This window comes from Gilliamella sp. B2772, assembly GCF_026536985.1.
In the GTDB taxonomy this organism is placed as follows: Bacteria; Pseudomonadota; Gammaproteobacteria; order Enterobacterales; family Orbaceae; genus Gilliamella; species Gilliamella apicola_E.
This window is the reverse complement of the sequence record NZ_JAFNNB010000001.1, coordinates 755049-774469: the sequence shown is the minus strand read 5'-3', so window position 1 is coordinate 774469 and position 19421 is coordinate 755049. Positions and strand designations below refer to the sequence as shown.

Here is a 19421-nt window from a genome sequence, read left to right as displayed (position 1 = left end):
TCCTTGATCTTCCGGAGTTAATATGGAAAATTTACGCACCGTTCAGGATTATATACGCTGGACCACGTCACAACTTAGTCAATCAGATATCTTTCTAGGGCATGGAACAGATAACCCTATAGATGAAGCTAAACAACTTATCTTAGCAACGTTAGGCTTATCATTATTTATTCCCCCTGAGTTTTATGCATCAAATCTAACTAGCGATGAAAAACAACAATTGAATGCGATCATCAATAAGCGAATTACTGATCGCTTACCAACACCTTACTTAACCAATCAAGCATGGTTTTGTGGTCACTGCTTTTATGTTGATGAAAGGGTATTAATACCTCGCTCTCCGATAGGTGAATTGATTAACAATCAATTTAAAGACTTAATTATTAGTCAACCAAAGAAAATCTTAGATCTTTGTACCGGTAGTGGCTGTATTGGGATTGCCTGTGCTTATGCCTTCCCTGAGGCGCAAGTTGATATTACCGATATCTCACTTGAAGCTCTTGATGTTGCTCAAACCAATATTGAAATGCATGATATGCAATATCAAGTCACCCCAATTCTATCTGATCTGTTTAATGGATTACCTGATAACAAATATGACTTAATCGTCACTAATCCGCCTTATGTCGATGATGAAGACATGAATGATCTTCCAGACGAATTTTTATATGAACCAAAATTGGCGCTTGAAGCTGGGCTTGATGGGTTAGATTTAGTGAAAAGAATTTTACATGATGCAAGTAACTATTTAACACCAGAAGGCTTATTAATTTGCGAAGTCGGCAACAGCTGGGTATCTTTACAAGAACAGTATCCAGACGTACCATTTAACTGGATAACTTTTGAACATGGTGGACTAGGTGTATTTTCACTGACCTATAATGACCTAAAAGCTTATCAACACTATTTTAAATAAATTAAATATAAAAAATAAAATCGGAATAGAGAACTATGGCAGGAAATTCAATTGGTAAATTATTTAAAGTCACTACCTTTGGTGAATCACATGGCATTGCATTAGGATGCATTGTCGATGGTGTACCACCAGGACTGAGTTTAAACGAATCCGATATGCAACATGACCTTGATCGTCGTCGTCCAGGATCATCTCGCTACACAACTCAGCGTCGCGAACCGGATCAAGTAAAAATTCTTTCAGGCGTATTTGAAGGGGTAACTACAGGAACCAGCATTGGATTACTTATTGAAAATACTGACCAACGTTCGCAAGATTATAGCAAAATAAAAGATATCTTCAGACCTAGTCATGCTGACTACACCTACCAAAAAAAATACGGAATTCGTGATTATCGTGGTGGCGGTCGATCATCAGCTCGTGAAACCGCCATGCGAGTTGCTGCAGGTGCTATTGCTAAAAAATATTTACATGAAAAACTGGGTATCACTATTCGCGGCTATTTAGCTCAAATGGGTGATATCGAGTGCCAACTAAAAGATTGGCAACAAGTAGACCAAAATCCTTTCTTTTGCCCTGATGAAAGCAAATTGGAAGCTCTTGATGAATTACTAAGAAAACTAAAAAAAGAGGGTGATTCTATCGGTGCTAAAGTTTGTATAGTGGCTGAGCATGTGCCAGTAGGGTTAGGAGAACCAGTCTTTGACAAACTCGACGCCGATCTTGCCCATGCCCTAATGAGCATCAATGCCGTCAAAGGGGTAGAAATAGGTGACGGATTTGCTACTGTCAACAAACGCGGAAGTGAAAATCGTGATGAAATTACCCCTGAAGGCTTTTTATCTAATCACGCTGGCGGTATTTTAGGCGGTATTAGCTCCGGGGAAACCATTTTGGCAAGTATTGCTTTAAAACCTACGCCAAGTATTGAAATTGCCGGGCAGTCGATTAATGTTTATGGTGATAGCGTTGAAGTATCGACGCATGGTCGACATGATCCTTGTGTGGGGATCCGAGCAGTACCAATTGCTGAAGCAATGGTTGCAATTGTTTTAATGGATCATTATCTTCGACATCGAGCACAATGTAGTGATGTAAAATAATCATGAGTTACGAATTACTGGCTTTACTTTTTTTTATAGCCATGTTGGCTGGTTTTATTGATTCTATCGCTGGTGGCGGTGGGCTATTAACGGTACCGGCACTTTTGGCGGTAGGCTTACCGCCAGCCAGCGCTTTAGCCACCAATAAATTACAAAGTACTGGGGGATCTTTCTCTGCCAGCCTTTACTTTATTCGTGAACGCATGGTTGATTTAAAACAGCAAAAATTCGCAATTACCTGTGCCTTTATTGGCTCGGCGCTTGGCACATTATCCGTCATGCATATACAAGCTGACTTCTTAAAATTACTCTTACCGATCTTAACTATTAGTGTCGGGCTCTATTTTTTACTCTCCCCGACCATTGGTGAAAATGACCGTAAAAGTCGCCTAACCATAATCCAATTCGCCTTATTACCAGCATTAGCTATCGGATTTTATGACGGTTTTTTTGGGCCCGGAGCTGGCTCATTTTACGCACTCGCCTATATCACCCTTGCCGGTTTTAATTTAACCAAAGCCACTGCACATACCAAAGTACTCAATTTTACCTCTAACTTAGCGGGCTTAATCTTTTTTATTGTTGGTGGAGAAGTGGTATGGTCAATTGGTCTTGTTATGCTTGTTGGTCAATTTATTGGCGCAAGATTAGGGGCCAAAATGGTTATCGCTAAAGGGCGAAAATTGATAAGACCAATGCTTATTACCGTTTCCACTATTATGAGTATCAAACTCATCTATGAAAACTTCTTTTAGTTATTCCGTTTTATACTAATAAGTAGGGTTTTCATAACAAACTTGTTGTTGTTTTGTAGTTGAAGTTAAAAGACTACAAAAATGAAACGGTATACACTCCTCAATCTTTTTTACAAAAATTATTTGATATTGAATAATTTCATATTAAATATCTTCTTCTAAACCATAAATATTTCTTAAATTTCTTGTACAAAACTGTAGCACTATATCTTTGTTGTTATGATTATTATCTTAGATATAAAAAAACACAAAAAAGTTGGTAGAAAAATCCAGGTTAATATTTTAATTATAAAACAATTGGTTATAATAAGAGTGTTCCCTATATACATAGGGATAAACCGTCCATCCGAATGTTCAAAACCAACTAAGAAATGTGTTCCCTATATACATAGGGATAAACCGCAGACACATCTGCAATTACCATGCCAAAAAGGGTGTTCCCTATATACATAGGGATAAATCGTACAAAATTCAGTAAAAATTTATTTAATTACTAAATTGAAGAAGTGATTTGTTATCATTGTGGTATCTATATAGGAAACTGGTAAAATATATTGATACTAGATAATTGATGAGTATGATAATTATCGACGATCCAAAGGTGAATAACAGCAATGAATTATACTGTAAACAAAGTGCTATATTAAATTAAACTAGTCTATCTATTTTGTTAAATTGGATTTTTGAGCTATAGTTTTTACTGCACATATAATTATATTTAATATATAGTTAAATTTATATTGCAAAATGATTTGCTTATAACAATCCATTAAGTGATGCCATGAAACTTCAACAATTACGTTACATTTTAGAAATAGCTCGCTCAGGCTCGATTAATGAGGCTGCTAAGAATCTTTATATTACTCAGCCTAGTCTTTCTACTGCGGTTAAGGATTTGGAAGCCGAATTCGGTATCGAGATTTTTGTAAGAACATCAAAAGGGGTTTCACTCTCGGCTGATGGTGTGGAATTTTTGGGGTATGCTAAGCAGGTTTTAGATCAAGCTCAATTGTTGGAGCAACATTTTTCAAAAAAAGAACCCTCTAAGCAGTTATGCAGTATTTCAACGCAACATTATGCGTTTGCAGTTAATGCGTTTGTTAATTTAATCAAGAAGAATCATACAGATGAATATGAGTTCACCTTACGAGAAACGCGGACTTACGACATTATTACTGATGTTGCCAATTTGCGTAGTGAAGTGGGTATTTTGTATCTGACCGATTTTAATCAAAAGGTTATTTTGCGACTGCTTAAAGAGCATCGTCTTACTTTTAATCCTTTGTTTGAAGCCGATCCTCATGTGTTTATTAGCACCCATCATCCTTTAGCTGCTATGAAGTCGTTGACGCTTGAAGATTTGGAGGATTTTCCATATCTCTCTTTTGAACAGGGTGAATATAACTCTTTTTATTTTTCGGAAGAGATTTTAAGTACCGTCTATCATAAGAAAAGTATTCATGTAAGTGACAGAGCGACGTTGTTTAATTTATTGCATGGGTTAAATGGTTATACAATTAGTACTGGCGTGCTCAGTACTGATTTGAATGGTTCGGATATTTTGTCTATTCCTTTAGCCGTTGATGAGAAGATTTTAATCGGTTGGATAACTTCGCAAAAAGCGCAATTAAGTTTGTCGGCGCAAAATTATATTGAAGCGTTGAAAAAGCTTATCCAAGAAGAATATGGTTTTAAACTTAAATAAGCGTTTTAAATTACTAAATCAAATTGCTATTTCAATAAATTCCAGTATAATTGCGCACAATTCATATATTGATTATATGAATACCGAGGAATGTCTGAATTAGAGATCGGTCATTCCATTTTTTTATTTATTTTAAGAGGTTTATTATGTCTCTAACTGTAGAAGCAAAAGCGAAAATCGTTGCTGAATATGGTCGTGGTACTAACGACACTGGTTCAACTGAAGTTCAAGTCGCTCTTTTAACTGCGCGTATTAATGATTTACAAGGTCATTTTTCTGAGCATAAGAAAGATCACCATAGCCGTCGTGGTTTATTACGTATGGTTTCTAGCCGTCGTAAATTATTAGATTATTTACGTCGTACAGACTTTGACCGTTATAACCAGTTGATTCAAAAACTAGGTTTACGTCGCTAATATTTATCAACTTGAAAAGAGGCTTAGGCCTCTTTTTCGTTGTATAAATTTAGGGCTTTGCTATAATGCTGAGCTCGAAAAGCATGTTTAATTGCTTTGTAGAGAAAAATTAATAAAAATAGAAGATTATGTCTCATGTTTCGCGCGACTAATGAGAGCTCTATAATTTATAGATTTGTCATTAGTCGTGACAGTGAAATAATCTTTTGTTGAGTATCCCCCACATGGTTGAAGTGTGTATCAATATGTTCCAGCATTGCGCTGCTTCCTGTCGAAATATCAAACTTCAACATGATTTATAACAAGAGGAATTTATTTTGTTTAATCCGACATATCAAAAATTTCAATATGGTCGTCATACAGTTACATTAGAAACGGGTATTATGGCGCGTCAAGCAACAGCTGCGGTTATGGTCAATATGGACGATACTGCGGTTTTTGTGACTGTAGTAGCTAATAAGAAAGTGAAAGAAGGGCAAGACTTCTTTCCCTTAACCGTTAACTATCAAGAACGTACTTATGCAGCAGGCCGTATTCCAGGTGGTTTCTTTAAACGAGAAGGTCGTCCGAGCGAAGGCGAAACGTTAATTGCTCGTTTAATTGACCGTCCACTTCGTCCTTTATTCCCAGAAGGTTTTGTTAATGAGATTCAAATCATTGCAACTGTGGTGTCTGTAAATCCAGATGTTAGCCCTGATTTGGTGGCGATGATTGGTGCATCGGCTGCGCTTTGTTTATCTGGCGTACCGTTCCATGGTCCAATTGGCGCAGCACGTGTTGGTTTTATCAATGATGAGTTTGTGCTAAATCCATCAGTTAAAGAGCTAGCATCAAGCCGTTTAGATTTGGTTGTTGCAGGTACCAAAAGTGCCGTGTTAATGGTTGAATCAGAAGCTGATTTGTTAACTGAAGATCAGATGTTAGCTGCGGTAGTTTTTGGTCATGATCAACAACAAGTTGTTATTGATAATATTAATGAGTTTGTAGCGAAAGCGAACTGTGAAAAATGGGATTGGGTTGCACCTGCTAAAAATGAAGAGCTGTTTAATGCCGTATCTGAGTTAGCTAAAGCTCGTTTAGGTGAAGCTTATCGTATCACTGAAAAACAAGCTCGTTATGCACAAATCGATTTGATTAAAGAAGAAGTGTTAGCGGTACTTAAAGAGAAAGACGAAGAGCTTGATGAAAACGAAGTTATCAATATTATTGTTGATTTAGAAAGTCAAATCGTTCGTCAACGTGTTATCGCTGGTGAGCCACGTATTGATGGTCGCGAAAAAGATATGATTCGTGCGCTTGATATTCGTACAAATGTATTACCAAGAACACATGGTAGTGCTTTATTTACGCGTGGTGAAACTCAAGCACTAGTGACAGCAACTTTGGGAACTGAACGTGACGCTCAAATTATTGATGAGTTAACCGGTGAGTATACTGAACGATTCTTATTACACTACAACTTCCCTCCATACTCAGTAGGTGAAACTGGCATGGTTGGTTCGCCAAAACGTCGTGAAATTGGTCATGGTCGTTTAGCTAAGCGTGGTGTTGCTGCTGTAATGCCAAGTAAAGAAGAGTTCCCATATACTGTTCGTGTGGTTTCAGAGATTACTGAATCTAATGGTTCTTCTTCAATGGCTTCAGTTTGTGGTGCTTCGTTAGCGCTTATGGATGCTGGTGTGCCAATTAAGTCTTCTGTTGCAGGTATCGCAATGGGGCTTGTGAAAGAAGGCGATAACTTTGTGGTGTTATCTGATATTTTAGGTGATGAAGATCATCTAGGTGATATGGACTTCAAAGTAGCCGGTACCCGTGAAGGTGTGAGTGCGCTTCAAATGGATATCAAAATTGAAGGTATCACTAAAGAAATTATGCAAGTTGCATTAAATCAAGCTAAAGGTGCTCGCTTGCATATTTTAGGGGTGATGGAACAAGCAATTAATAAACCTCGTCAGGAAATTTCTGAATTTGCTCCTCGTATCTATACGATGAATGTTAATCCAGATAAAATACGCGATATTATCGGTAAAGGTGGTGCTACGATTCGTGCACTAACTGAAGAGACTGGTACTACCATTGAAATTACTGATGATGGTACAGTTAAAATTGCGGCAACTGATGGCAATAAGGCTAAAGATGCAATCGAACGTATTAATAATTTAGTTGCTGATGTTGAAATTGGTAAAATCTATACTGGTAAGGTAACCCGTATTGTTGATTTCGGTGCTTTTGTATCAATTATTGGTGGTAAAGAAGGACTTGTTCATGTTTCTCAAATTGCTGATCACCGTGTTGAGAAAGTTGCAGACTACTTGAAAGTAGGTCAAGAAGTGAATGTTAAAGTACTTGAAATTGATCGCCAAGGTCGAATTCGTTTAAGTATGAAAGATGCTGTTGAGCCGAATTCTGATGTTGAGCCAGCAGCTGAATAAGATATTATTCACCAGGAGTTAAAAAATGAGATTATTCAACCTGAGGATGTTGTGCTGTATTCTTGCAGTCATTATTTTGTCAGGTTGTTCAAATTCTCAGCCGTTACTTGTTGCTCCTGAGCAAGTTACCTATGACGATGAATTGAAAATAGCGCAAATTAGTCAGCAGTTATCAAGTCGCGATCTTGATACCCCATCTAGGATGCAGCTTATTTTTGAACGAGGAATTATTTACGATTCATTAGGTTTTAAAGCATTTGCACAAAGTGATTTTAACCATCTTTTAAGCTTTAACCCAGAAATTCCAGATGTATATAATTTTCTGGGTACTTATGCGTTAAGAGACGGTGATTTCGATAATGCGATGATGGCGTTTAATACAACATTAGAGCTGGATTCTTCTTATGCTTATGCCTATTTTAATCGTGCAGTAACTCTGTATCGTACAGGGCATTATCAAGCTGCAAAGCTTGATGCAGAAAAATTTTATAAATATGATGTCAATGAGCCTATTCGAATTTTATGGCTTTATTTGATTGAAAAAGAAATAGATAAACAAGCTGCCTTAACTCAGCTACAAAAACGTTACGATCTTATTAACGATAAATCGAGTTATGGCAGTAATATCATTGCATTTTATTTAGGTAAGATAAGCGAATCTAAATTAATGCAAAACCTTCAACAAGGTGTTGAAAATGATCGGCAATTAGCCGAGCGCCTTTGTGAAGCTTACTTTTATTTAGGTAAATATTACCAAAGTAAAGGTAACAATGAGCGTGCCAAAATGTTATTTAAATATGCTTTAGCAAATAATATTTATAACTTTGTTGAACATCAACAGGCGCTCTATGAAATTAAGTTACTTGACGAAAAGTAACAAGGGTCATGCCAGTTTAAAAGTGAAAATATTGTTATAGCGTAGTTCTGATTTGCCCAAAATATATTCTCGATTCTTTACATGTTTCTTATCAATTGTATTTTTTCAAATATCAATTGCATTAGAATAAATGGCTATTTGATTGAGTAAGTATTGGTTGTTAGTTATTGGGGTGAGTTGTAAATTTTCAATTTAGTGAGCTGGCATAAATTTATATAGGCTTCTTTATTTTGGTATAGTCATAATTTGTGATGTATGCAGTAATCTTCATGAATTATCTTGATTAATAACGATCAAATGTAATCCTAACCAAATATTAAGCGTATATAGGCAAATTTATAAGCGAGTTTACATGACAAAAGAAATATCTTTTATTGACCTTGGTTTATCTGAGGAAATCCTTAATGCATTAAATGATCTTGGTTTTACGAAACCATCACCAATCCAAGCTGAATGTATTCCCTTACTCTTAGAGGGTAATGATGTATTAGGTATGGCTCAAACAGGTAGTGGTAAGACTGCAGCCTTTTCAATCCCTTTTTTAATGAATATTGATGCTAATTTGAAAGCGCCACAATTATTGGTTTTAGCACCAACACGTGAGCTAGCTATTCAAGTTGCTGATGCTTGTGCTGAGTATTCTAAATATGTAAAAGGGGTTAAAGTATTAGCTCTTTATGGTGGTCAACGTTATGATGTGCAATTGCGTGCATTAAAACAAGGTCCTCAAATTGTTGTGGGGACGCCTGGTCGTTTATTAGATCATTTAAATCGTAAGACTTTAGATCTTTCTAATCTTAAAGGTTTAGTATTAGATGAAGCTGATGAAATGCTAAGAATGGGCTTTATTGATGATGTTGAAAGCATTATGGCTTCAATTCCAGAAGATCATCAAACGGCGCTGTTTTCAGCAACTATGCCAGCCCCAATTCGTCGTATTACTAAACGTTTTATGCATAATCCAAAAGAAGTGCAAATCAAAGGGACTAATCAAACGGCTCCTGATATTGATCAAAGCTATTGGCTAGTACGTGGTATGCGTAAGAATGAAGCAATTGTGCGCTTTTTAGAAGCTGAAGATTTTGATGCTGCGATTGTTTTTGTGCGTACTAAAACAGCAACTTTAGAAGTAGCAGAAGTATTAGAAAAACACGGTTATAGTTGTGCAGCCTTAAATGGTGATATGACGCAACAACTACGAGAACAAACACTCGATCGTTTACGTAATGGTCGCTTAGATATTTTAATTGCAACCGATGTTGCAGCGCGAGGGTTAGATGTTGAGCGTATTAGCTTAGTAATTAACTATGATATTACACTTGATTCTGAATCGTACGTTCATCGTATCGGACGAACTGGACGCGCTGGACGAGCAGGGCGAGCGATTTTGTTTGTGGATAGTCGTGAGCGTCGTTTGCTTAAAAATATTGAGCAAACTATCAAGAAACCCATTCCGGAAGTGGCACTACCATCTAAAGAATTGCTTGAAAAACGTCGTTTGGCTAAATTTACTCAGCAAGTTCAACAACAACTTGAGAGTGCGGATTTAGATCAGTATCAATCGTTATTAACTCAAATCCAAGCTGATAGTGGTGCAGATCTTGAAACGATTGCAACTGCACTGTTACGTTTAGCACAAAGTGATCGTCCGTTAATTCTTCCTCCTGATCCGGTCTTTAAACCAACAAGAGAGTATCGTGATGGTCGAAGTGGTGAGCGTCGTTTACGAGGCGATAATCGTGAGTCTCCAAAACGTCGTGAGCGTCGAGATGTTGGCGAGATGGATATGTACCGTATTGAAATTGGTAAAGAAAACGGTGTTGAAGTGCGCCATATTGTTGGTGCAATTGCCAATGAAGCTGATATTAGTAGTCGCTATATTGGTAATATCAAACTTTATGAGACTTATTCAACAGTAGAATTACCAAAAGGTATGCCTAAAGATATCCTTAAGCACTTTGAGCGCGTTAGAGTGCTAAATCAACCGATGAAAATGAGTTTAGTTACAGGTAAACCATCTGAAGCTAAGCGTGGAAGTAGAAGTAGTAAACCTGAGTCTAAGGATAAAGGTTTTGCGAAAAAACGGGGTCGTCCATCCGCACCTAAGTTTTAGGACTTTAATTCATCTTAAACCTCTGCATCTTATGGCAGAGGTTTTTTTTCATTTAAATTGTTGCCAGCATTTTTGGGTAACGTGATAAAATCAATCATCGCCAATAAAGTCATTCCTGCCACCATAAATAATGCTAACCGAAAATCTTCAACCATTATCTGATTATGTCCATTATAGCTTGACGCAATAAATAGAAATAAGGCACTTAAAACAATGCCTAGCACGTTGTTTAGTTGTTGAAAAAGGGTTGATAAAATATTAGCGCTTTGCATTTCGTTTTTTTCAATTTCTGAAAAACTTAAGGTTGTTATTGTAGTAAATTGGATCGAACGTGCACCACCAGAAAAGAATAGAACCAATATAATCCAAATGATTGGTGTTTTTGGTGTGAAGAGCGCACACAATACAAAACTAAATGACAATAATAGACCATTAACGATTAGAATTTTACGAAACCCAAACTTGTGAATTAAAGGTGTATTAATGGTTTTGAAAATGATATTTCCTGCGAATAGTGAAAGTAATAAGGAACCAGCTGTTAATGGTGACCATCCAAAACCGACTTGAAACATTAGTGGTAAAATAAATGGAGCACTGTTTAAACCCATCCGGATTAGTGATCCTCCAAAGAAGGTCATTCTAAATGTGCGTTTTGAAAATGCGTATAGGCTAATTAATGGGTATTGTGTATGCGTGAGATGATAATAGGCGAAGATTAATATTAGGCAACCTGCAAAGGAAGTGCCGAGAGCTAGCCATAAACGACTATTTGAGTGGGAAACCATTTCAAGTCCATACACAAACAATAATAAGCCTAAGCCACAAGCGATAAATCCAACAATATCAAATGAGCGTTTTTCAGGTAGTTCTTTAGGTAATAGGTGATGAGCGAAAAATAATGCAATAAAGCCTAATGGAATATTGAGGATAAATATCCAATGCCAAGTGAGATATTGGGCAAAAAATCCACCAATAATGGGTCCCATCAATGGTGCAATTAAACCTGGCCAAACGAGAATTGATATTGTGCTAACAAGATGCTGTTTTTCAGTTCGACTTAGTACTACTGTTCTACCTACTGGCACCATTAATGATCCCCCTAAACCTTGAATCAATCTTGCGATAGTAAACATGGTTAGGTTAGTCGATAAAGCACACAATATTGATGCCAACATAAATAATATAATTGAAATCGAGAAGACACGATAAGCTGTAAATCGATTTGCGATCCAGCCACTCGCGGGAAGGCCAATTGTAAGTGCTAACATATAGGCGCTAATACCGATAGATAAATCTTGTGGATTAGTTAAAAATGATTTCGCCATTGCGGGAATTGCTGTGGTTATCACCGTAGCGTCTAGATTTTCCATGAAGAAGGTTGCCGCTACTAAAATAGCCATTTTACGAACGTGATTATACTGTTCCATAATATTACAAATTAATTCAAAAATATAAAAATTAGGAACTAATATACGCTAAAAATTTTTGCCGTGGTAAAGCTTTTTTACATTTTGCCCTTGGTGTTTATTCAGAGTATACTAATACCAATTCAATCGGTGAACAGAGGTATAGGATGACAGATTCTCTAAATAAATGTAAAGCTAATGAAACACCAGCTTGTTGTTGTGTTGATGTCGGCACAATTATTGATAATGAAGATTGTAGTGCAGAATATGAAAATATTTTCACAACTGAATCAGAAGCAAAAGCAAAATTAGCCTCTTTGACACAAGCAGCTAAAGATGTTGAAACAGAACCTTGCGAAATCAATAGCAGCATCGATAAAGTAGAAAATGGCTATAAATTGACAGCTAAATTCACTTTCTGTTGTGGTGCAGAATGTATGATCTTCCAATTAAAATTACGTTAATCCCTGTTTTATGAAGATTTGTATTATGAGGCATGGTGAAGCAGGTTTTTCTGCTTCATCTGATGCAAGTCGATCATTGACTGATTTTGGTAGAAAACAAGCCAGTTTGGCTGGTATATGGCTTAATCAGCAAGATTTCAAATTTGATTTAGGGTTAGTTAGTCCTTATCTAAGAGCACAACAGACTTTCTCTGAATTGTCTTCATACTGCCACATACCTAAAGTTGAAACTGATAATTTTTTGGTGCCAGGTGGAAGTCCTTCCCATATTGCCGATTTATTAATGACACTTCCCGCTCGTGGGATCGAGAATGTAATTATTGTTTCCCATCTTCCTTTAGTTGGTTATTTGGTTAATGAATTATGTCCAGATGTTTCACCACCAATGTTTCCTACAGCTGCTATTGCTTGTGTTGAACTATCATCCAATGCGGCAGGAAAGTTAGAATGGTTTCATGTAGTGGAATAAAAAAACTTAATCTTTTTGATTTACCGTTAACAGGTCGAACGCTGATCGAAGCGTCGGCTGGGACTGGTAAAACCTATTCGCTCGCATTCATTTATCTCCGGTTATTACTTGGGATTGGTAAAAATAACTATCCTACACCGCTCGAGGTTAATCAAATTTTAGTTGTGACTTTTACAAAAGCTGCAACTCAAGAACTTAGATCGCGTATAAGACAAAATATCCAAGAACTGCGTTTAGGACTTTTACAAGGTCGTCATGAAGATCCTATCTATCAACAGCTAATTGATTTAGTTGAAGATACAGATGATGCTATCCAAAGACTAACTCAAGCTCAACAATCAATGGATGATGCAGCGATTTATACTATCCATGGTTTTTGTCAACGCATTTTAACTAGCCATGCTTTTGAATCTGGGGTACTGTTTGAGCAGACGCTAATTACTGATGAGCAAGACCTAAAGTTACAAGTTGTCCAAGATTTTTGGCGTCACTATTTTGTTCCGCTTGATAGGGCATTAGTTTATTTAATTCTTGATTATTGGCAAGATCCAAAATCATTATTAACAGATATTAATCCTTATTTAAATTTTGAATTTGATCAATCGCAAGAAGAGAATTTTGACATTACTAAAAAGATCGAGCAGTTTTATCGAAAACATCTTGAGCAGATCGAATTAGTTAAAAAACTGTGGTTAGATTCTGTTGCAGATCTTCCTGAAATCATTGCTCGATCAGGAGTTAATAAACAATCTTATAATAACCGCTTTTTACCGAATTGGTTTGCTAAAGTGACTGCTTGGGCTCAATTACCCACCCAATCATTCATAATACCTAGTGAATTAACTAAATTTAGCCAATCGATTTTAATTGAAAAAACTAAGCAAGATAAAGATCCTCCTGTTCATGTTGTTTTTGAAAAGATCGATCGGTTATGCAATAGTGCTATTGATTTACGTAGCGAAATTTTAATGGATATCGTTAGCGTCATTCAAAAAGGTATTTATGCGCAAAAAGTTAAACTTGGTAAGATGAGTTTTGACGATTTATTAAGCCAGCTAAATCGCGCCTTACGAGCTAGAAATGGAAAGCGATTAGCACAAAGTATTGCGCAAAAATATTGCGTGGCCTTGATTGATGAATTTCAAGATACTGATCCTGTGCAATATAAAATCTTTGATCGTATCTATGGTTGTTATCCTGAATCAACCGGTTTACTGTTTATTGGTGATCCGAAGCAAGCTATTTATAGTTTTCGTGGTGCGGATATTTTTACTTATTTAAAAGCGAAATTATCAACCGGTGAAAATAATTTTACTATGCAGGTTAATCATCGCTCCTCATCGTCTATGGTTGATGCAGTCAATGCACTATTTAGCAATCATGATAATCCTTTTATTTTTGAAAATATTTCTTTTTTTCCAATGGAAAGTGCTGAAAGAAATCAGCATAAAGGATTGATCATCAATCAACGTGAAGTTAATGCGTTAACAGCCTATTTATTACCTGATGAAGTTACCACAAAAACAGATTATCAAGAACATATTGCTAGCTGTTGCGCTAAGCAAATTGTGACTTGGTTGACAGATCCAACAATTTTGATAAAGGATAAAGATGAGAATCGTTCAATCACCACTGCTGATATTGCGATTTTAGTCCGAACTGGGCGCGAAGCCGAAATCATCCAACAAAAATTGGCTGCTTTTGGGGTTAAAAGCGTTTATTTATCCAATCGCAATAGCGTATTCCTATCTAAAGAAGCACAAGAGATTCTTTATCTATTACAAGCTGTTTTAATGCCCGAAAATGAAGCGGCTTTGCGTTTAGCTTTAATGACGACACTATTAGGGCAAACAATGGCCGAGCTGGAGCAAATTATCGATGATCAAGATAAATGGGAAGGGTTGATAGAGGAGTTCAAACAGTACCAGATTATTTGGCAATATTATGGTGTATTAGTAATGTTGCGGCGGATGATGAAAAAGCGTAAGTTAGCTGAAAATATCCTAGCTAGCCCAAATGGTGAACGTACATTAACTAACTTTATGCATTTAGGCGAATTGCTGCAAGAAGCCGCTGATGAACTAGATAGCCCACATGCTTTGGTTCGTTGGTTATCTAGGCAAATTGTCAGCCCTGACTCTAATATAGAAAATCATGAACAACGCTTAGAAAGCGATGAAAATTTAGTAAAAATTATTACGATCCATAAATCAAAAGGTTTAGAGTTTCCTATTGTATGGTTACCATTTGCTGCCCAATTTCGTAATTCAGATAGTCAGTTTTATCATGATAAAAATAATGATTATCAACCCACTTATGCTTGGTTATTAACCGATGATGTCAAACAACAAATTGAAGATGAACGTTTAGCTGAAGATCTACGATTACTTTATGTGGCGATGACGCGCTCAATCTATCATTGTAGTGTTGGCTTAGCATCATTGAAAAAGAGTCAATCAGCAATTGATTATTTATTAAAAGGCCAATTACGCTCGATTGGTAAATTTGCAGATTTGGTTGAACTACAATTACCTATATTGGGGGAGCAGTATACTGCCACAGAAGCTCCTAATATGTTACTGGCTGCTAATGAATTTAAACGTAAATTATCTAATAGTTGGCGAGTGACAAGCTATACCGAGTTACAAAAACATAACAATGGTTTTAATTTAGCTAGTGATTGGAGTGAGAGTCGTGTGCCGCCAGATGCTTCTTTATTATCTGAGGTGCAATATGACATTCATCATTTCCCAAAAGGTGCTTATGTTGGTACATTGTTACATTCCATTATGGAAAATTTAACGCCAAGTAATGCCGATGAATTATGTACAACTACGATTAAAAAATTGGGTTTGGATGAACCTTGGTTAAGGGTACTAAATGATTGGCTTCAACAAGTATTAACAACTAAGCTACATCAAGATTGTTCGACATTAGCCAGTATTTTAAATAGCAAATGCATTAATGAACTACAATTCTATTTTCCTATTCGCCATGCCGTGACTAGCTCGCAACTAGATAGTTTATGCAAACAATACGATGATTTATCTAAACAGTGTCCACCTTTAGATTTTGAAACGGTACAAGGCATGTTAAAGGGATTTATCGATTTAGTGTTTGAGTATCAAGGTAAATATTATATTGTTGACTATAAATCAAATTGGTTAGGTGATGGTATAGAGGCCTATACTGAGCAAGCATTAAATCAAGTAATGTGTGAGCATCGTTATGAATTGCAATATCAACTTTATTGTTTGGCGTTGCATCGATTTTTGCGAAGTCGTTTACCCGACTATCGATATGAAACTTATTTTGGCGGAGTTTACTATCTATTCTTACGTGGGCTTCCGGATAAAGGCGTTTTTTACCATCTACCAAAACAAGAGTTTATTGAGAAACTTGATAAATTGTTTGATGGTGAGAGTTTAGCTTAAATAAAAAAGGCACAAATAGTTGTGCCTTTAATTTTTTAAAGAAATTATGTAAATCAACATTTAAATTTTAGTTGATATCGATAATGTTTATCGGTTAGTAAATATTCACTGTGAACATTTGGTGTCCAAGAATCATCACCGCCTATTCCCATATGATAAGCATCAATACTGACATAGGCGTCTTGTTGTGGTTCTAATAAGTGTCTATGGTGTTTTTCCATCAACTGTTTTGTTCCATATTGATTGATGTTAAATTTAAATTGATGACCAGTAATCATCATCTCATTAAGTGTTAATTGTTTTACATCACAGCGTAGGCCGTTTTCACATGGATAAATGTAAGGTGTGTAAAGTTCAGAAAATGGTAATGACCAATCACCAAAAATCGCTGAAGTTTTTCGATCTGGATAATTTTCATGTGGTCCTAAGCCAAGCCATTTCACCTGTTTTGGTATCCCTTTTAATTGATACGTCAAACCTATACGAGCTGGTGCTGGCATGTCATTGGCAATGTCCACTTCAACTGAGATAGTTAAGATACCATCTTGATCAAACTGATGAACCCACTTACTTTGAATAACTTTGCGTTTTTTCACCGAGTAGCTGTGCAAAACTTCAATGATCACATAATTCTCAGTTTGTGATGCTCTTATTGCTAAACATTTGTGGCTTAAATCAAAGTAACCCGCCGCCTTCCACTGTTCGACCCATGCATATGGATTGTTATTACTGTCAAAGTCACCACTAATTCCAATATCATTATCGATTGGTGCTCGTATAAACTGATCTGCAATAGCGCTGGCTAATAGTGGTTTTTTGTTTTTGCTCCATTGACTAAGTTGGCCAGTTTTTTTGTTGATTTGCCAACTCTGGTTCTTCCAATTAACAACAAATTCGGTTTTATTTTCAGTTAATTTTAGTGATGTTTTGTTGTTACTAAATGCTAATTGTGGAATAAACCTATTGGTTAATTTAAATTGTTCCCAAGCCACAACGTGTTTTGCTGGAGACCAAGTAGTAGCTCTATTTTGGATGACTCTGAGTGATAAGTGTAAGTCTTCACCATCAAAGTTATTATCAATGTCATCTAAAAGTTTGAGTTCAATAGGGTTATTAGGTGAAATAGTCAGTTTAACTTTACCACTTTGTTGGATTTTACCATCAACCAACAATTCCCATTCTAATGTTTCATTGTTAGTAGTATAGAATAAATACTCACTCTTTACTTCAATAACTAATGGTTTTTGGTTTACAAGTTTAAATTGGAAAGGTTGTTGTACTTTTTTAGCTTCAATTAAACTTGGGTGTGCTTGGCGATCAGGAAACACTAAACCGTCTAAACAAAATTGTCTATCATGATACGCTTCACCAAAATCACCACCGTAAGCCCAATAACTTTCGCCAGATTTGGTATAGCAACGAATACCATGATCAGCCCATTCCCAAATAAATCCTCCTTGTAATCGAGGATATTGTCTAAAGGCTTGCCAATATTTATAGAATGCACCTAGACTGTTTCCCATTGCATGAGCATATTCACATAAAATGAGTGGTCGCTCTTCATCTGGCATGGATATCCATTTTTTTATCGCCCATTTAGGCACATTAGGATGAGGTTGATCTTGTTCAACTCGGGCATACATAGGGCAAATAATGTCAGTAGCTTTGGTATTGGCACCACCACCTTCATATTGCACAGGCCGAGTTGGGTCATTGCTTTTTATCCATGAATATAGTGCATCATGATTTGCCCCGTGCCCTGATTCATTTCCTAATGACCAAATAATTATGGCAGGATGATTTCGATCACGTTGAACCATGCGAGTTACTCGTTCACTATAAGCTGCTAACCAACGAGGATCGTCAGATAATCGAGACATTGGGAACATGCCGTGCGATTCAATATTGGCTTCATCAACTACGTATAGTCCAAATTCATCACAAAGTTCATACCAACGAGGATCGTTAGGGTAATGGCTGCAACGTACAGCGTTGAAGTTGTGCTGTTTAATTAACTTGATATCGTGCAACATGGCTTGTTCGGTAACAGCATAGCCCATATCAGGATAAAATTCGTGGCGGTTAGTTCCTTTAATAAGAAGTGGTTTACCGTTTAAACAGAGTTGCCCATGTTTGATTTCAACAGTTCGGAAACCAATATTATAAGCCTCTGATTCAATCAAGCCGGTTTTCTTATGATTTAAGCTAACAACTAGTCGGTAAAGATTTGGGGTTTCGGCACTCCACAATTGTGGTTTATTGACGGGGATATGGCATGTCATTCGGTCATTATATCCTCCTTTTTCATCAATAAAAGATACTCCGATTGGTTGCGTTTGTTCAAGAATGAGTTTGTCTTTTTGCCATAACTCAATACCGACATTTAGCATGTCCATTTCACTGTCATGCTTTACGTTAACTTGCAATGTTAATATTGCATTTTGATAGCAAGCGTCAAGCTCTGTTTTAACATGGATATCACTTAAATGTGATTTTGGTTTGTTAAGTAGTGAAACTCCACGGAAAATACCACTTAATCGCCACATATCTTGATCTTCTAAATAACTACCATCACACCATTTCAATACTAATACAGCAATTCGATTTTCACCTTCTTTTAAAAAAGGCGTTAAATCAAATTCAGCAGCGATGCGACTGTCTTGTGAATAGCCAACCCAATTGCCGTTACACCAAAGATGAAATGCTGAGCTGACACCATCAAATATAATTCTTGTGTCCCCTTTATTTAACCATTTTTTATCAATTTTAAAATAGCGAGAATAGCAACCAGTTGGGTTATCTTCAGGAACAAATGGGGGATTATAAGGAAATGGATATCGGATATTAGTATAAACAGGCGCATCATAGCCATGTAATTGCCAATTTGATGGAACTGGAATAGTATTTTTATCTATTTCTTTTTTTAACCATGATACAGGTACTTGTTTAGGATTTTGATAATAACTAAAAAACCAGTCACCATTAAGTGAAATAATGGCACTTGAATCAGCATTATTTTTAGCACTTTGCTTGTTTCGCCAACTATGAAATTTTGGATGGGTATCAAGTTTGTTCATGCTTAATACAGATAGATTATTCCAATCTTGTCTGTTGATAATATCATCTAGGGACGGATTCATAAGCCTCTCCATTTGTTCAAGTATATCTGATAATGTCTAAAATCTTTTTTGACTTTTTAATTATAATGATTCAATTATTGAAAACAGTGATCAAGTTAACATTTGTGTAATCGAATACATTTTTATTTGATTGACTTTATTTTTATAATTTTAATTTTTTATGTATGCGATTACATTGGTAGGTATACTTT

At 36.3% G+C, this 19421-nt stretch carries 13 protein-coding genes; 11 read left to right on the top strand and 2 right to left on the bottom strand.

The genetic code is table 11. The features are described 5' to 3' along the window. The first annotated feature begins 22 nt into the window (after positions 1–22). From prmB to J3T98_RS03640, 8 genes are all read left to right on the top strand, one after another. Positions 23–916: a 50S ribosomal protein L3 N(5)-glutamine methyltransferase gene (gene prmB, locus J3T98_RS03675; RefSeq protein WP_065734290.1), complete on the top strand. Its 894-nt coding sequence runs from the start codon at positions 23–25 to the stop codon at positions 914–916. Between the two features lie 35 nt (positions 917–951). Beyond that, a complete protein-coding gene (aroC, locus tag J3T98_RS03670; RefSeq protein ID WP_267362172.1) occupies positions 952–2019 on the top strand; it encodes a chorismate synthase in 1068 nt (355 codons plus the stop codon). Positions 2020–2021: 2 nt separating this feature from the next. After that, complete coding sequence (locus tag J3T98_RS03665) at positions 2022–2774, top strand: TSUP family transporter (RefSeq protein WP_220225047.1); 753 nt, start codon at positions 2022–2024, stop codon at positions 2772–2774. A gap of 781 nt (positions 2775–3555) precedes the next feature. Next, positions 3556–4479, top strand: a complete 924-nt coding sequence (locus tag J3T98_RS03660; protein WP_065562201.1) for a LysR family transcriptional regulator — start codon at positions 3556–3558, stop codon at positions 4477–4479. Positions 4480–4625: 146 nt separating this feature from the next. Next, positions 4626–4895 (top strand): 30S ribosomal protein S15, encoded by a 270-nt coding sequence (gene rpsO / locus J3T98_RS03655; RefSeq protein WP_065562200.1) that lies wholly within the window; start codon positions 4626–4628, stop codon positions 4893–4895. A gap of 317 nt (positions 4896–5212) precedes the next feature. Next, on the top strand, positions 5213–7327 hold the full coding sequence (pnp, locus tag J3T98_RS03650) for a polyribonucleotide nucleotidyltransferase (protein WP_255561341.1): 2115 nt from the start codon (positions 5213–5215) through the stop codon (positions 7325–7327). A 25-nt stretch (positions 7328–7352) separates the two neighbouring features. Then, the gene (nlpI, locus tag J3T98_RS03645; protein ID WP_065734300.1) at positions 7353–8204 is read left to right on the top strand and encodes a lipoprotein NlpI; all 852 of its coding nucleotides are present in this window, start codon (positions 7353–7355) and stop codon (positions 8202–8204) included. A 352-nt stretch (positions 8205–8556) separates the two neighbouring features. Continuing rightward, positions 8557–10317 (top strand): DEAD/DEAH family ATP-dependent RNA helicase, encoded by a 1761-nt coding sequence (locus J3T98_RS03640; RefSeq protein WP_081299458.1) that lies wholly within the window; start codon positions 8557–8559, stop codon positions 10315–10317. A gap of 29 nt (positions 10318–10346) precedes the next feature. Here the strand turns inward: J3T98_RS03640 and J3T98_RS03635 are convergent, their stop codons facing one another. After that, positions 10347–11744, bottom strand: a complete 1398-nt coding sequence (locus J3T98_RS03635) for an MFS transporter (RefSeq protein ID WP_267330121.1) — start codon at positions 11742–11744, stop codon at positions 10347–10349. A 146-nt stretch (positions 11745–11890) separates the two neighbouring features. Between J3T98_RS03635 and J3T98_RS03630 the strand changes: the two genes are divergently transcribed. The 3 genes from J3T98_RS03630 to recB are packed head-to-tail and all read left to right on the top strand — an operon-like array spanning position 11891 to position 16090. Next, positions 11891–12187, top strand: a complete 297-nt coding sequence (locus J3T98_RS03630) for a YfcZ/YiiS family protein (protein WP_065562196.1) — start codon at positions 11891–11893, stop codon at positions 12185–12187. 25 nt (positions 12188–12212) lie between these two features. Continuing rightward, entirely contained in the window at positions 12213–12656 is a 444-nt protein-coding gene (gene sixA / locus J3T98_RS03625; protein WP_218058379.1) for a phosphohistidine phosphatase SixA, read from the top strand. Then, positions 12635–16090 carry an exodeoxyribonuclease V subunit beta gene (gene recB / locus J3T98_RS03620; RefSeq protein WP_267362171.1) on the top strand — a complete coding sequence of 1152 codons (3456 nt, stop codon included), beginning with the start codon at positions 12635–12637 and terminating at the stop codon, positions 16088–16090. Before sixA ends, recB begins: the two co-directional genes overlap by 22 nt. A gap of 53 nt (positions 16091–16143) precedes the next feature. Here recB and J3T98_RS03615 read toward each other — a convergent pair whose 3' ends face one another. Then, complete coding sequence (locus J3T98_RS03615; RefSeq protein WP_416380602.1) at positions 16144–19242, bottom strand: beta-galactosidase; 3099 nt, start codon at positions 19240–19242, stop codon at positions 16144–16146. Positions 19243–19421 lie beyond the last annotated feature (179 nt).

Bases quoted from the DNA above. Each gene is read 5' to 3' on its own strand.
- prmB (WP_065734290.1), top strand. From the start codon at position 23: ATGGAAAATTTACGCACCGTTCAGGATTATATACGCTGGACCACGTCA.
- aroC (WP_267362172.1), top strand. From the start codon at position 952: ATGGCAGGAAATTCAATTGGTAAATTATTTAAAGTCACTACCTTTGGT.
- J3T98_RS03665 (WP_220225047.1), top strand. From the start codon at position 2,022: ATGAGTTACGAATTACTGGCTTTACTTTTTTTTATAGCCATGTTGGCT.
- J3T98_RS03660 (WP_065562201.1), top strand. From the start codon at position 3,556: ATGAAACTTCAACAATTACGTTACATTTTAGAAATAGCTCGCTCAGGC.
- rpsO (WP_065562200.1), top strand. From the start codon at position 4,626: ATGTCTCTAACTGTAGAAGCAAAAGCGAAAATCGTTGCTGAATATGGT.
- nlpI (WP_065734300.1), top strand. From the start codon at position 7,353: ATGAGATTATTCAACCTGAGGATGTTGTGCTGTATTCTTGCAGTCATT.
- J3T98_RS03640 (WP_081299458.1), top strand. From the start codon at position 8,557: ATGACAAAAGAAATATCTTTTATTGACCTTGGTTTATCTGAGGAAATC.
- J3T98_RS03635 (WP_267330121.1), bottom strand. From the start codon at position 11,744: ATGGAACAGTATAATCACGTTCGTAAAATGGCTATTTTAGTAGCGGCA.
- J3T98_RS03630 (WP_065562196.1), top strand. From the start codon at position 11,891: ATGACAGATTCTCTAAATAAATGTAAAGCTAATGAAACACCAGCTTGT.
- sixA (WP_218058379.1), top strand. From the start codon at position 12,213: ATGAGGCATGGTGAAGCAGGTTTTTCTGCTTCATCTGATGCAAGTCGA.
- recB (WP_267362171.1), top strand. From the start codon at position 12,635: ATGGTTTCATGTAGTGGAATAAAAAAACTTAATCTTTTTGATTTACCG.
- J3T98_RS03615 (WP_416380602.1), bottom strand. From the start codon at position 19,242: ATGGAGAGGCTTATGAATCCGTCCCTAGATGATATTATCAACAGACAA.